The organism is Pseudoalteromonas sp. SWXJ133, assembly GCF_015864365.1.
Lineage (GTDB): Bacteria > Pseudomonadota > Gammaproteobacteria > Enterobacterales > Alteromonadaceae > Pseudoalteromonas > Pseudoalteromonas arctica.
Map to the genome: position 1 here is coordinate 88,326 of NZ_JADYXJ010000009.1, position 15,021 is coordinate 103,346.

Here is a 15,021-nt window from a genome sequence, read left to right on the forward strand (position 1 = left end):
TTAAACCGCAGTTAAAAAGTCGTTTATCGCTTTATTTACGGCAAGTGGCTTTTGAGCATGAAGCCAATGGCCTGCGCCATGAATTATTTTAGCCTTGGTATTTTTAAAGCGGGCTTTAATTGCAGTACGATGCTCGGGCAAAATATAGTCAGAATCATTACCTTTAATGAAAAGAGTATCGCATAAACAAGAATTGTTTTCATTAACATTGGATGTAATTGTAGAATATTTTTCGTCAAGCACATTTAAATTAAATCGCCATGCAAAATGACCTTCCTCATTTTTAGCGAGGCTTTTAAGTAGAAACTGTCGAACTCCCAGTTCTTCTATGTAAGGCTGCATTAGAGCATCAGCTTGTTTTCTATCGTCAATTGATTGTGCTGAAACCGCTTTTAATGCCTGTAATATTTTTGTGTGCCGAGCAGGGTAACTAACAGGTGCTATATCAAGTACAACAAGCTTATTTACAAGTTCAGGATGTGTAAGCGCTAATTCCATTGCCACTTTACCACCCATAGAGTGCCCAACTAAATGTGCTTTATCTATGTTCAAATGTGCTAATAACTCAACAATATCTTGTGCCATTGCCGGGTAGTTCATTTCATCACTATGAGGAGAAAGCCCGTGGTTACGTAAATTAACGTTAATAACATTAAAGTGTTTACTTAATGGTTTTGCTATTACATTTAGGTTTTCTAATGATCCAAAAAGCCCATGTATCAAAATAACATTAGGACCTTGCCCTTGTTGCTTGTAATTTAACTGCATACCCGCCTCCTGAAAATTTCGCCATAGTTTGCCGAGCATTGCTCTAAAAAGCAAAAAATACAGCGACTATTTATTAAATTGGGCTTTTGTTTGTTAAATCAACAACAATGAGGTAAATATTAATATGTTTACGGGAGTGCTTGTTGTAACTCGCATTTCTGATTGGTTTGGGTATAATCACACGGGAGAAAAAAATGTGACCCGTAATGACAGGAAGAACATGAAACAAATCGACATAGACGACGAGTTATATCAATATATTGCAAGCAATACGCAAAGTATTGGTGAAAGTGCATCCACTATTTTACGTCGTTTATTAAATCTGAGCGGCGAAAAAATTCAAACCGCAAACGTAGAGCTAACTCAAAATAATCAAACTGCGACTACGTCTACCGCCACATTAAAAAGCTCAGAGCCATCTGCTGCTGAGACTTCAAAAAAACAAACGCCTGTAGCTCACGCACCCGTGAAGCAAAAAAGCGATAATGTTTTTAATGTATTAAATAAAGAAGAGCTGGCAATGCAAAAAGGTGTTGTTGGACGCTTTTTGTTTATTTTAAGTGCATTTTACCGCACACATAAAACTGATTTTTCTGCGGTATTAGACATAAAAGGGCGTGACCGTGTTTACTTTGCTACTAGTAAAGAAGCTTTAGTAAATAGCGGTAGTAGTATGAATCCTAAAAACATAACCGATAGTGAATATTGGGTTATGACTAATTCTAATACAACGCGTAAAAAAATGATGCTTCATGAAGTTGCTCTTTGCCTTGGATATAGTGCAGAGCAAGCTGAAAAAATTCGCGACTACCTGTAAGGAAATATAATGGCTATTCACCCAGGCGCAGGCAAAACTGCTCCACAATCGGCACTGGTTAACGTACCTAAATTAGTATCTGCGTATTACTTAAACGAACCAGATCTTGAACAAAATCCAGAGCATTGTGTTGCCTTTGGTACCTCAGGCCACCGTGGTTGTTCTTACGATGTTAAATTTAACGAGTCACACATTTTAGCGATTACTCAGGCTATTTGTGATTACAGAAAACAAAATGACATATTTGGTCCGTTATTTTTAGGCAAAGACACACACGCATTGAGTGAAGCCGCATTTAACTCGGCTATTGAAGTATTAGTTGCTAACGAAGTGCAAGTGATAACGCAAGAAGACGGTGATTTTACACCAACGCCAGTTATCAGCCATGCCATAGTGAGCCACAATAAGCTACACCCAAATGAATTAGCAGACGGGGTTGTTGTTACGCCTTCGCATAACCCTCCTGAAGATGGTGGCTTTAAATACAACCCACCTAATGGCGGACCAGCTGATACCGACGTCACTAAATGGATTGAAGACAGAGCTAATCAACTTTTACTAGAAGATTTAGTTGAAGTTGAGTTATTCCCATTCGCTAAAGCATCGCGTTCTGGCTTTATCCGCTACGAAGATTTAATGACTCCTTATATTGATGACCTAGCAAATATCGTTAATTTAAAAGCAATCAGCGATGCAGGTATTAAAATTGGTATCGATCCATTAGGTGGTTCAGGCATCAACTTTTGGCCAGTCATTGCAAAAAAATATAATTTAGATTTAACCGTAGTTAATGATGTTGTTGATCCACGTTTTGCTTTTATGCCACTTGATAAAGACGGCAAAATTCGTATGGATTGTTCATCACCTTATTCAATGGCAAATCTTATTGCACTAAAAGATGATTTTGATGTGTCTATAGGTAACGACCCTGACTACGATCGTCACGGTATTGTAACGCCAGATGGTTTAATGAATCCAAACCACTTTTTAGCAGTGGCAATCGATTACTTACTTAAACACCGTGATTGGAATGAAACCATAGAAATTGGTAAAACATTGGTTTCTAGCTCTATGATCGACAAAGTAGCTGCTCGTAACAACCGTAAGGTTAAAGAAGTACCAGTAGGCTTTAAATGGTTTGTTGAAGGCCTAAGCAAAGGCAAGCTTGCCTTTGGCGGCGAAGAAAGCGCAGGTGCTGCATTCTTACGTTTTGATGGCTCTGTATGGTGTACAGATAAAGACGGCTTCATTATGGGTCTACTCGCTGCAGAAATACTTGCTGTGACAGGTAAAACGCCATCAGCGCTTTATAAAGAATTAGAACAAGAGTTTGGTTCTCCAATTTATAAACGCCTAGATGCACCAGCCACAAGCGGTCAAAAATCACGTTTAAAAGCATTGAGTGCTTCTGATGTTAAAGCAGATACACTTGCTGGCGAGCCTATTTTGCAAAAATTGACACATGCACCAGGTAACGATGCCGCCATTGGTGGTTTAAAAGTGGTTACTGAAAATGGCTGGTTTGCAGCGCGTCCATCAGGTACTGAAGATATTTATAAAATATACCTTGAATCATTTAAAGGTGAAGAGCATTTAGCGTTACTTGAAAAAGAAGCTAAAAAGCTTGTAGATTCAGTTATAAGCTAACTTAATCTAATAATTTTAAAACGGCTGATTTATTCAGCCGTTTTCGTTTCTATACCTTGTGTATTTATAAAAATATATGCATAAGAGTCTACTCTCACATTATTTTTAAAGGGCTTATTATATGTCAGCCAATCCATCTTACTTAAATGAATTAAAACACACTGGCGACTTTTTAACGCTTAGTCGTGACAACGAATGGCATTTAGATGCAGGTGAGTTTGTTTTAGATAATGGGACTCGTGTAAATATACACGATACCGGAGTCATTGAGTTTCAACCTGCTGTTACAACGTCAAAAGATGTAGTTTATTCAAGCGCTATACACGGTAACGAAACTGCGCCAATTGAAATTTGTGATGCACTTATTAAACAAATTATAAAAGGCGAGCTGATACTTAAGCAGCGCGCTTTGTTTATTTACGGTAATCCACAATCAATTAATATTGGCCTGCGTTTTGTAGAAGAAAACTTAAATAGATTATTTAATGGTCACCATACAGTTGAAGGTGTACCAATGAATAATGAGCGAAACCGCGCTGCAAAGCTTGAGCAATACGTAAGCGATTTTTATACACGTGGCGAGCAAGGCAGTACGCGATGTCATTACGACTTACACACTGCAATTAGAGGCTCTAAAAACGAAAAATTTGCTGTGTATCCATTTTTACATGGTAAGCCATGGAAAAAGTCGCAGTTACAATTTTTATTGAGTTGTGGTGTAAATACCGTGCTTATGATGAAATCTCCTGCAACCACATTTAGCTATTATTCGTCATTTATACACGGTGCTGATTCTTTTACGGTAGAGCTGGGTCAAGTTAAGCCATTTGGTCAAAACGATATGGCTCGCTTTGAAAAAACAAAGCAAACCTTAACTGCATTAATTAGTCAAAATGAAGTTAAATATCCTGAATTTAATGCAAACGATTTTGAATTATTTGCTGTCCATCGCACAATTAATAGAACGCAGAACGATTTTAGCTTTCCTTTTTCTGACGATGCCGAGAACTTTACTGGCTTTGCTAAAGGTGAACTACTTGCAACCGACGGTGATACAGCGATTTACGCTGACGTTGAAGGAGAGGCTATTATTTTTCCAAATGCGAGCGTAGCATTAGGGCAAAGAGCACTCCTTACTGTTATTCCAATGGATATTGATAGCAATTTCGTCTAATTTAACTCGTCAGACCACTATTAACTTAAAGTTAACTATATGATTACTATTAATTAAAGTAAGCGTATCGTTAACTTGCCAGTTTTTTAATCAGTATTTGTTTTTGTTTCGTCACAGATCTGTTGAATAACACTTTACGTTAACGTAAAGTGTTGGCAGCTTTAATTAAAGACAGTGCAGATGTTGCAAAGTTTATTCGCAACCATCACCCATAATAATAATCCACAGGGGCGCTGTTTTTCCGACAACAAAAGAAGGTAGGTTATGAGTAATCCCAATAACGTATCGCTGAATATTAATCATGATCTAGAATTTATAGATGGTAATGCGCTTAATATTCCAACCCTTAGTATTTTAACTGAGGACGGCGACATTCATCCTAGTGCAACCGCACCTGACATTTCAAAACATACCGCACTTAAATTATACGAAACCATGCGTTTTATTCGCTTGCTAGATGAACGTATGCAAGGCGCACAACGCCAAGGCCGCGTAAGTTTTTATATGCAATGCCTAGGCGAAGAAGCCGCAGTTACAGCCTCTGCTGCTGCACTTGATCAAGACGATATGATCATGGCTCAATATCGTGAACAGGCAGCCCTGCATTATCGTGGCTTTACGCTTGATCAATTTATGAACCAAATGTTTTCAAATGAATTGGATTTAGGCAAAGGTCGTCAAATGCCAATTCACTATGGTTCTAAAGCGCTAAACTACATGACTATTTCATCGCCATTGGGTACGCAAATACCACAGGCAACGGGTTATGCATATGGCCAAAAAATAAAGCACATCGACACTAAAACAGGTGAGCTTGCCAGCACGATTGATAATGTGACTATTTGTTACTTTGGTGAAGGAGCTGCATCGGAAGGTGACTTTCATGCTGGCTTAAATATGGCTGCTGTTCACAGAGCGCCGGTTATATTTTTTGCACGTAATAACGGCTATGCAATATCAACCCCTGCTGATGAGCAATTTAAAGGCGATGGTATTGCCTCGCGTGGTGTGGGTTATGGCATTAAAACAATTCGTGTTGATGGCACAGATGCACTTGCTGTGTATGCGGCAACTAAAAAAGCACGCGAAATAGCCTCAACACAAGGTGAGCCTGTACTCATTGAATCGATTGCTTATCGTTTGGGTGCGCACTCTACGTCAGACGATCCAAGTGGTTATCGCTCTAAAGATGAAGAAGCTAATCATCAAACGTGCCCTATTGATAAATTTAGAAAATGGTTGGTCAAGCAAGACTGGTTAAACGAAGAAGACGATATAAAAGCAAAAGAGTCGATTCGTGAAGACATTTTAGCAGCGCTTAAACGTGCTGAAGTTGTTGCAAAGCCCGCTTTAGAAGAACTGGTATCTGACGTTTACGATACACCAATTCCATTATTGCAACGCCAGTACGAGCAACTAAAAGAACATATAAAACAGCATCCAGATGCTTACCCAGTAACCGCAGGGAGAATTAAGTAATGGCTAAAATGAACATGCTCCACGCAATTAACTCTGCTCTCGATATTACGATGAATGAACACCCTCAAGCCTGTATTTTTGGTGAGGATGTTGGTTACTTTGGTGGTGTATTTAGAGCAACATCGGGCTTGCAAGAGAAGTACGGTAAACATCGTGTTTTTAATACGCCTTTAACCGAGCAAGGTATTTTAGGCTTTGCTAATGGTTTAGCGGCATTTGGTGCACCTGCATTGGCAGAAATTCAATTTGCGGATTATATTTTCCCAGCGTTTGATCAAATAGTAAATGAAGCCGCTAAATTTCGTTATCGCAGTGGTAATGAATTTAATGTAGGTAACTTAACTATTCGTACACCTTATGGTGGCGGTATTGCCGGTGGTTTATACCATTCACAATCACCCGAAGCGTATTTTGCGCACACACCGGGTTTGAAAGTAGTTGTACCGCGTAACCCTTATCAAGCTAAAGGTTTATTACGTGCATCAATTAAAGACGATAACCCGGTCATATTTTTTGAGCCTAAGCGTTTATATCGTGCATCAATTGGCGAAGTGCCAGAAGAAGATTACAGCATTGAATTAGGCACGGCTGAAGTAGTGCAAGAGGGTGCCGATATTACGCTCTTAGCGTGGGGTGCTCAAATGGAGATTATTGAAGATGCAGCAAAGCAAGCAAGTGAGCAAGGTATAAGCTGTGAAGTTATTGACCTTCGTAGTATTTTACCATGGGATGTTGAAACGATTGCTAAATCGGTTATTAAAACCGGCCGTTTAATCGTGAGTCATGAAGCGCCTATAACCAATGGCTTTGGTGCAGAGATAGCCGCGACAATACAACAAGAGTGTTTCTTGCATTTAGAGTCGCCAATTTTACGTGTATGTGGTCTAGATACGCCATACCCGCTGGCACTTGAAAAAGAATACGTACCGGATGCACTAAAAGTGTTGGCTGCAATTAAACAATCATTGGATTTTTAGGGGTTACCATGGCTAAAGATTTTATATTACCCGATATTGGTGAAGGCATTGTTGAATGCGAAGTAGTTGAATGGCTAGTACAAGAAGGCGATACCGTATCTGAGGATCAGCCAATTTGCGATGTTATGACAGACAAAGCATTAGTACAAATTCCGGCAGTGCATGATGGCGTTATTTCAAAGCTATATTATCTAAAAGGTGAGATTGCTAAAGTACATGCCCCTTTATTCGCTATGGATGTAGCAGGTGAAAGCATTAGCAATGAAGTAGTACAAGAGCCAGTACAAGCTGAAAATAAAACTAATGATGCAGCTGATGTGGTTGAGGACTTTATATTACCGGATATTGGTGAAGGTATTGTTGAGTGTGAGATTGTTGATTGGTTAGTTGCTGAAGGCGACGAAATAGAAGAAGACCAAGCGGTTTGTGACGTAATGACCGACAAAGCATTAGTACAAATTCCGGCAAAATATACAGGCACAGTAAAAAAACTATATTACCAGAAAGGTGAAATAGCAAAAGTACATAGCCCGTTGTTTCAAATGACAATTGCAGGCAGTGCAGCAAAACCAAATGTTGATATAAACCAAGCGGTCGTAAAGGCTCAAACTAATGCCGTCGCGGAAAAAGTTGCCCCTGTTAAAACACAGCAAACTGCTAAAGTTATCAATCAAAAAGCGGTTGCATCCCCCGCGGTTCGTCGTAAAGCTCGTGAGCTAGATGTTGATTTAACCTGTGTACCAGGTAGTGGTAAAAATGGCCGTATTTACAAGCAAGATATTGAAGAGTATGTAAAAGGCGAAGTGCCAAATACTATTGATACTTCACCGCTTAATAGCGATGCTTCTCAAAGTGCAGTGCAAAACCAAACACAGAATCAAAGCGGTGGCGTACGAGTAGAGCAAATTAAAGGCATTAAAGCGGCCATGGCCAAGCAAATGGTAGCTTCGGTTTCAACTATTCCGCACTTTACGTTTAGTGATGAAATAGACTTAACACAGCTTATAGCTTTGCGTAGCGCTTTAAAAGAGCAGTACAAAGCACAAGGCGTTAAGCTCACCATGATGCCATTTTTTGTAAAAGCACTCTCGCTAGCAATGAAAGAGTACCCAGTACTTAATTCAAAAGTGAACGATGAATGTTCAGAGCTTACCTATTATAACGATCATAATATCGGTATAGCGGTTGATTCAAAAATTGGCTTGTTAGTGCCTAATATTAAATCATGCCAGAGTAAAAGCATTGTTGATGTGGCAAATGATTTAACCCGCTTAACTCATTCAGCGCGAGAAGGCCGTGTTGCACCGGATGATTTAAAAGGTGGGACAATTAGCATCTCTAACATTGGTGCTATTGGCGGCACTATCGCGTCCCCTATAATTAATAAACCAGAAGTGGCTATTGTTGCGCTAGGTAAACTGCAGCATCTACCGCGTTTTGATGAAAGTGGGCAGGTTGTAAGTAAAGCTATTATGCAAGTGAGTTGGTCTGGCGATCATCGTGTTATTGATGGGGGCACTATTGCTCGTTTTAATAACCTATGGAAGTCGTACTTAGAAAACCCATCGGCAATGATGATGGCTATGAGTTAATAGCTAAATTGTTAATATGTAATAAAAACCAGCTTTTAGCTGGTTTTTTGTTTTAATGTCAGCTGTTTTTAATTAAGATACAAATGTTACTAAAAGTAATTAGATTAACCCCGTTAGGGAATATAAAAAATAACACTAAGGAAATTTCATGGAACATTATATGAACGCGTTGCGCAGCTACGCAGATTTTTCAGGTCGTAATCGTCGTAAAGCATATTGGATGTTTGTATTGTTTAATACTATTTTTTCAGTAGTTTGTAATGTGATTGATGGTGCACTAGGTACAATGTTCATTGGCTCTATTTATAGCTTAGCGCTATTAATTCCTGGCTTAAGTGCTGGTGCTCGTCGTCTTCATGACACAGGCCGTTCAGGCTGGTGGCAACTACTTTGGTTAGTGCCAGTAATTGGCTGGATTGTTTTAATTGTTTTCCTTGCGCAAGATTCGCACGAAGGTGAGAACGATTTTGGTCCAAATCCAAAAGAATTAGCAGTAGAACCAACTACTGTATAAGTAAGAATAACTTAACATGTTAAAAGCTCAGCAATTGCTGAGCTTTTTTGTTTTTTTATTTCTCATTCTTTTAAATTTCAGCAAAAAAATACAACCCATAACCAACTATTAATGCGGGAATAGACGTATAAAGTGTAGCTATAACTGCAGCTTTGGGCGCCATTGCTATTGCTGGAAATAACGCATCACCATCGTTAGAAATTGCGTTTCCTGCTAAAGCACTAAAGGGAATAATGCCTTGAATATAAAGCGTTGTAACAATTATTTGCGGGCCACAGCCGGGTAAAAATCCAATAAGCACTGCAATTAATGGGGCTAAATAGGCGTAATGTACAAACCACGTTTTTAAATCAAGTCCTGCAATGTTAACCAAAATCTCAAATAGCATAAAAGAGGCTACAACCCATGCCGTTACAAAATGGGTATCTTGTAATACTTTTATTATTTTAGAGGTGGGGTTACATGCATCGTCTTCTGACGTTACTTCTTGATAGCTTTCACCTCTTGACGAAAGTGCCCAAATACTAACAATAAACAAAGCCATAGCAGCGCCAAAAATACTAATAGTTGTATTTGTGTACTTACCAAACTGACTAAAATCAATATTAAAGGCGATTAAAAAGGCAATAATAAGGCTTGGGATAATTGCTATCATCCAAACTGGTTTACTGATTTTAATAATATTAGTTGAGAGTATTTTAATTTGGTGCTTTTGTTCTTGCGCTGTAGGGCGTAAAAAATCACTTTTGTGAATTGCATTAACCAGTAAACCACTAAATGTACCAACAACTAACCCTATTCCCATAATTAACAGGCCTTCAGTGGGGCGGGTAGCAAGTAATAAAAATGCAGCATCGCCCATTGTGGCTGTTAATACGGCAACAATAGCACCAAAGCTTGCTTGGCCTTTTGTAAATTGAGTTACCACAATAATTGCACCACCACAGCCTGGTAATGCCCCTAAAATAGCGGCAAAGCTTATTTCTAGAACCGGTGATTTTGCGCTTAAATAACTAAGCTCTAATTGAGGTAAGTGTTCTATAGCGTAGTAATAAATTAAAAGGGTTGCAGCAACAAATACACTCACTTGAAAAAAGGCATCACTCAGTGCGGTCATTGTTATTTCACGTAATTGCGGTATTGCAAGGCAAGTTAAAATAAATAAAGGCAGCAGTAAGCGTTTATTTTGGCTCAAAAATCGTTTTGAGGCAGGAGTAATAAAACCAATGTGAGGGAGTGAAATCATACAATGCGACCTAATAAATTAACTAGGTCACACTGTATATTTTAATTAAATGATAATCAATATCATTTACATTTATTTAAATCGATTACTCTGTTTGAGTTTTTCGATAGCTAAACTCAAGTTGCTTTAAACTTGAATTTAAGACTGTGATTAAATAGTGCTACTTACGCTGAAATTCAGAGTTTGCATTCCATGTTGGCCATTGCGCTTGCTCAGAAATATCAAAACCTACTTTATAAAACAACTGCAAGTCTTGAACCGCACCCGATAAATCCCATTCATCGCGGTAACGGTCACATGGTTGATGGTAACAACCGCGAAGTACTAAGCTCATACGTTTACGGTAGTTAGCTGTTTCTTCATCAGCAGCAACAGTACCGCCACCTGCGTACATGGCTGGAATACCCATGTTAGCAAATGCAAAGTGATCAGAGCGGTAATAGCCACCTGATGATGGTTTAGGATCGCCAGATATTGTTCTGCCTTGCTCTTTAGCCGCAGTTTCTAAAAACTCATCCATTTGTGATTTACCAATACCAACCACATTCATGTCTTTTACTTTGCCTAATAAATTTAAGCTATCCATGTTTATGTTAGCCACTGTTTTATTAGCTGAGATCACTGGATTTGCCGCATAATATTTAGAACCTAATAAACCTTGCTCTTCAGCAGTTACCGCTAAAAAAGTCATTGAGCGGCTAGGGTGCTTTGGTAATTTAGTAAAAGCTTCGGCTACTTCAATTAGCCCAGCGGTACCCGTTGCATTGTCGTGTGCACCGTTATAAATTTGATCACCTTTACGTGTTTTGTCTGTACCTAAGTGATCCCAATGAGCCGAGTAAATAACATGCTCATCTGGTTTTTCACTACCAGGTAAAGTGGCGATAAAGTTGTACGACACTGATTTTTTAATTGTGTTTTTAATACTAACAGAAGCGGTTAAGTCACCCATATCAACATGGTAAGCACCTTTAGCTGCGTTTACTTTCGCAGTATCAAAATCTAAACCGGCTTTAGTAAAAAGTTCTTTTGCTACGTCAGTTGTAACCCAGCCTTCAACTGCAACGCGGTCCATATTGTTGTTTTCTTTTTGAAAACCAAACTGCTCGCCGCTCCAAGAGTTTTCAACAACCGACCAAGGGTAAGATGCAGGTGCTGTTTCATGAATAATAATTGCACCAGCGGCACCTTGGCGACTCGCTTCTTCGTATTTGTATGTCCAACGACCATAATAGGTCATCGCATCGCCAGTAAATAAAGCGGGATCTTTTGTTGCAAAGCCCGGATCGTTAACCAGCATTACCACTGTTTTGCCTTTAACGTCTAAGCCTTCGTAGTCATTCCAGTTGTATTCAGGTGCATTAACGCCATACCCCACAAATACAAGTTCAGAGTTTTCTATGCCTTCTTGTGCGCTTATGCGGCTACTGCCCATAACCATGTCTTTTTTATATTGATAGTCTTTACCACCAATACTAAGCACCATGTTCGCATCTGCTTCAAGTGAAACCAGTGGCACTTCTTGTAAGTAACTATCGCCGTTACCAGGAGCCAAACCTAAAGCTTTAAACTGCGCAGTTAAATAATCAAGCGTTAGCTTTTCGCCAGGCGATGAAGGAGCACGGCCACCAAATTCGTCTGAAGCGAGTACTTTTACATGTTTAGCCAGTTCATCAGCTTGAATACTGTTATAACCATTGGTTACATCAGTAGGCGTAATACTTGTTGTTGCACAGCCTGCTAAAACAGCAGTGGCAAGGAGTGTGAGAGAGAAATAATGTTTCATGTCAGCTCTTTTCTTGTTTTAAGTTGTGATTAGTATATTAACTTCTATTAAGTAGAACCAGTTTTTGCGGTAAACTTCTCGTAAATTATAGGCATAAATTGTTAAAGGTTTAAATGAAGCGTTTTACTCCCCCCGAGCAGTGGCAAATCAGCAGTTTAGAAACCGGTGCATTTTCGCACTTACGTGAGCTGTTTAAAGTTAACGAGCTAACAGATTGGCCTGCGCCGCAGTGGTTTACTCCATTTTTAACCGCTATTAATGCGAATAATATACCTATTACTTTTGAAGATGATGCAAAGGTAGATTTTGGCGATCGTTATTACGAACAGGTTATTTTTGAAACGGGTGTTGTACCTACACGCAATGAGAATTGGCATGACTTATTTGGTGGCTTTATTTGGTGTTTATTTCCTAAAACCAAAGCACTTATTAACCAGCGTCATGTGCAAGATATAGCTGAACATGGAATACAACAGCGTACTAAGCATCGTAATGCGCTAACGCTCTTTGATGAATGTGGTGTTGTATTAGCTATAAGTGAGAGTAAATGGCAGCAGTGGCTTTGCGATCATCAATGGAAAACAGCATTTGTTGAACACAAACATGAGTGGGGTAAAACAATAAAGCCTTTTATGTTTGGTCATGCAAATTACGAAATGCTTACTAAACCTTATATAGGCTTAACAGGTAAAGCGTTATTTGTTTGTGTACCTAATGAAATATTTTGTAAAGATTTAGTAACGCAATACCAGTACCTTGACCAAGCCCTTTATGAGATGATTAATACAGACAACTGCTTAGCTGATAACAAAAAACTTTCGCCATTGCCTTTATTAGGTGTGCCGGGCTGGTATGACGAAAACAAAGACGACTCATTTTACAACAATACAGATTATTTTAGAGCGAAACGAAGGATACGAACATGATAGAAGTTGCTGGGCTTAAAAAGAAATTTAAGCTAACTAAAGATCACAAAAAAAATAAAATAGACGACATCGACCCTCGTGAAGATAAAGATTACTTTCACTCAGTACGAGATGTGAGTTTTAGCTGCGCAAAGGGTGAAGTACTTGGGTTGCTAGGCCCAAATGGTGCGGGTAAAACAACGACACTTAGAATGATTTCAACCGCGTTAAAGCCCGATGAAGGTTCAATAACAATTGCCGGAAACGACATTGTAAAAAAACCGCTACTGGGGCGTAAGTCTATCGGTTTTTTATCGGGCTCTACCGGTTTGTATGGCCGCTTAACTGTAAAAGAAAACATAGAGTATTTTGCAAAGCTCCACGGTATGAGCAAAAGCGATATTGCATCGCGTTGTGATGAGCTATTTACATTGCTTGATATGCGTAAGTTTGTAGATAAACGCGCAGAAAACCTATCAACAGGTATGAAGCAAAAAGCAAATATAGCGCGTGCTGTTGTACATCGCCCAGCAGTAGTGGTGCTTGATGAGCCAACAACGGGTCTCGATATAATGACCACGCAAACCGTTATTCAATTTATTAAGGGTTTAAAGGCGCAAGGTACTCCTGTTATTTTTTCTACCCATCATTTAGATGAAGTTGCACTTTTATGTGACCGAGTTGCTGTAATCAACGAAGGCGTTAGCTGCTTTGACGGGACAGTAGAAGAATTTAAACAAGCAGGTAATAGCGAAGAGCTAAACCAAGCCTTTATGAATATATTAACGGAGAAACATGATGTTTGAAGTATTTAAAAAGGAATTAAGAGAACTCCTTCGCGATAAAAAAACGCTACTGTTTGTTGTAGCGCTACCTGTTGCTATATTTCCATTATTGTTTGCCGTAATGGCATTTATAAGCTCACAAGCAGCAATGGACGCAGAACAAAAAGTAAATACATACGCTATTATTAACGGTGAATACGCACAAGAATTTACTGACAAAGTGTTTTATCACAAAAGTTTTGAGCTTTATAAAGGTGCTAAAACCTTTAATAACATTGAAGATCTTAAAGCAGGCGTTATAGCTGGCGATATTGATATGGGTATTTATTTACCAAGCCATGCTGAGCAAACTTTAGATAGCGGTGAACAAAGCCAGTGGCAGGTTGTGTTTAACGATTCAAAATCTATCAACTTTTTATTCGAACGCGTTAAAGAGCTCGCAAAAGAATACAGTGACGTGCTGCAAACTCAAAAGCTAATCAGTTTTGGTATTGAAGAGTCTGTTCAAAAATCTATTCTTAACCCAATTGAAGTAATAAAAGTAGATACAGCCGATAAACGTGAAAACCTAGGCGAAAAAATTGGCGGCTTCCTACCTTACTTACTTATTCCTCTGGTATTAATGGGAGCAACTTATCCGGCTATTGATTTAGGCGCAGGCGAAAAAGAACGTGGCACACTAGAAACACTTCTGCTTACACCTATTACGCGTACAGAGCTCGTGCTTGGTAAGTTTATAACCTTGTTAACTACATCCATTGCCTCCACAACCATAACGGTCTTAAGTATGGGCTGTTGGATAGCACTGGCATTAGCATTTGCTGATCTTGATTTTATTAAAGCGGCATTTAGTACATTAGCGGTAACCGATTTACTGATGATATTTGTACTGCTATTACCTGTAGCAGCTATATTTTCGGCTTTAGCCTTGGCTATATCTATCTACGCACGTACGTTTAAAGAAGCACAAAACTATATGGCTCCACTTAGCATGGGCGTGTTTTTCCCTATTATTATTTCAATAATGCCAAATATGGAGCTTACTGCTAAAACAGCATTCATTCCTGTTACAAACGTAGCATTAGCAATTAAAGAAATAGTAAAAGGGACTGTTGATTACACCTTTGTAGGCTTAATATTTTTAGCAACAGCAATCATTGCTGCAGGGCTACTGGCATTTTGCGTTAAATGGTTTAACCGAGAAGATGTATTATTTAGGTAAGAATTTATTGGTAATAAAAAGCATCACTTTAGTGATGCTTTTTTGTTTTTGAAGCCAATTTTTAAAGTGGTTTGTATTCGGTGATTAAATAGTTTAAATTTATGGGCTG

Annotated in this window: 13 protein-coding genes; 10 read left to right on the top strand and 3 right to left on the bottom strand. The window is 38.9% G+C overall.

What is annotated here, in order from left to right:
• Positions 1-768: an alpha/beta fold hydrolase gene (locus I6F40_RS09150; protein WP_197192791.1), complete on the bottom strand. Its 768-nt coding sequence runs from the start codon at positions 766-768 to the stop codon at positions 1-3.
• 220 nt (positions 769-988) lie between these two features.
• On the opposite strand from I6F40_RS09150, the gene seqA reads away from it, so the two are divergent.
• The 7 genes from seqA (at position 989) to I6F40_RS09185 (ending at position 8,968) form a co-directional block, all read left to right on the top strand.
• Positions 989-1,585: a replication initiation negative regulator SeqA gene (gene seqA, locus I6F40_RS09155; RefSeq protein WP_024589204.1), complete on the top strand. Its 597-nt coding sequence runs from the start codon at positions 989-991 to the stop codon at positions 1,583-1,585.
• A 9-nt stretch (positions 1,586-1,594) separates the two neighbouring features.
• Complete coding sequence (gene pgm / locus I6F40_RS09160) at positions 1,595-3,232, top strand: phosphoglucomutase (alpha-D-glucose-1,6-bisphosphate-dependent) (RefSeq protein WP_197192792.1); 1,638 nt, start codon at positions 1,595-1,597, stop codon at positions 3,230-3,232.
• A 121-nt stretch (positions 3,233-3,353) separates the two neighbouring features.
• Complete coding sequence (gene astE / locus I6F40_RS09165) at positions 3,354-4,406, top strand: succinylglutamate desuccinylase (protein ID WP_197192793.1); 1,053 nt, start codon at positions 3,354-3,356, stop codon at positions 4,404-4,406.
• A 264-nt stretch (positions 4,407-4,670) separates the two neighbouring features.
• A complete protein-coding gene (locus I6F40_RS09170; RefSeq protein ID WP_197192794.1) occupies positions 4,671-5,885 on the top strand; it encodes a thiamine pyrophosphate-dependent dehydrogenase E1 component subunit alpha in 1,215 nt (404 codons plus the stop codon).
• A complete protein-coding gene (locus I6F40_RS09175; RefSeq protein ID WP_166376851.1) occupies positions 5,885-6,862 on the top strand; it encodes an alpha-ketoacid dehydrogenase subunit beta in 978 nt (325 codons plus the stop codon). The genes I6F40_RS09170 and I6F40_RS09175 overlap by 1 nt, the downstream gene beginning before the upstream one ends.
• Before the next feature lie 8 nt (positions 6,863-6,870).
• Positions 6,871-8,454 (top strand): dihydrolipoyllysine-residue acetyltransferase, encoded by a 1,584-nt coding sequence (locus I6F40_RS09180; protein ID WP_166376852.1) that lies wholly within the window; start codon positions 6,871-6,873, stop codon positions 8,452-8,454.
• A 148-nt stretch (positions 8,455-8,602) separates the two neighbouring features.
• A complete protein-coding gene (locus I6F40_RS09185; RefSeq protein WP_166376853.1) occupies positions 8,603-8,968 on the top strand; it encodes a DUF805 domain-containing protein in 366 nt (121 codons plus the stop codon).
• A 70-nt stretch (positions 8,969-9,038) separates the two neighbouring features.
• Here I6F40_RS09185 and I6F40_RS09190 read toward each other — a convergent pair whose 3' ends face one another.
• Together I6F40_RS09190 and I6F40_RS09195 are read right to left on the bottom strand one after the other, a co-directional pair.
• Positions 9,039-10,214, bottom strand: coding sequence for a putative manganese transporter (locus tag I6F40_RS09190; protein WP_166376854.1), 1,176 nt, complete (start codon positions 10,212-10,214; stop codon positions 9,039-9,041).
• Positions 10,215-10,374: 160 nt separating this feature from the next.
• Entirely contained in the window at positions 10,375-12,000 is a 1,626-nt protein-coding gene (locus I6F40_RS09195) for a M28 family metallopeptidase (RefSeq protein ID WP_166376855.1), read from the bottom strand.
• A gap of 113 nt (positions 12,001-12,113) precedes the next feature.
• Between I6F40_RS09195 and I6F40_RS09200 the strand changes: the two genes are divergently transcribed.
• Genes I6F40_RS09200 through I6F40_RS09210 form a run of 3 tightly spaced genes read left to right on the top strand, consistent with a single transcriptional unit; the run spans position 12,114 to position 14,912 of the window.
• The gene (locus tag I6F40_RS09200; RefSeq protein ID WP_166376856.1) at positions 12,114-12,926 is read left to right on the top strand and encodes a DUF3025 domain-containing protein; all 813 of its coding nucleotides are present in this window, start codon (positions 12,114-12,116) and stop codon (positions 12,924-12,926) included.
• Positions 12,923-13,711 (top strand): ABC transporter ATP-binding protein, encoded by a 789-nt coding sequence (locus I6F40_RS09205; RefSeq protein WP_197192795.1) that lies wholly within the window; start codon positions 12,923-12,925, stop codon positions 13,709-13,711. The genes I6F40_RS09200 and I6F40_RS09205 overlap by 4 nt, the downstream gene beginning before the upstream one ends.
• Positions 13,704-14,912: an ABC transporter permease gene (locus I6F40_RS09210; protein ID WP_197192823.1), complete on the top strand. Its 1,209-nt coding sequence runs from the start codon at positions 13,704-13,706 to the stop codon at positions 14,910-14,912. Before I6F40_RS09205 ends, I6F40_RS09210 begins: the two co-directional genes overlap by 8 nt.
• Positions 14,913-15,021 lie beyond the last annotated feature (109 nt).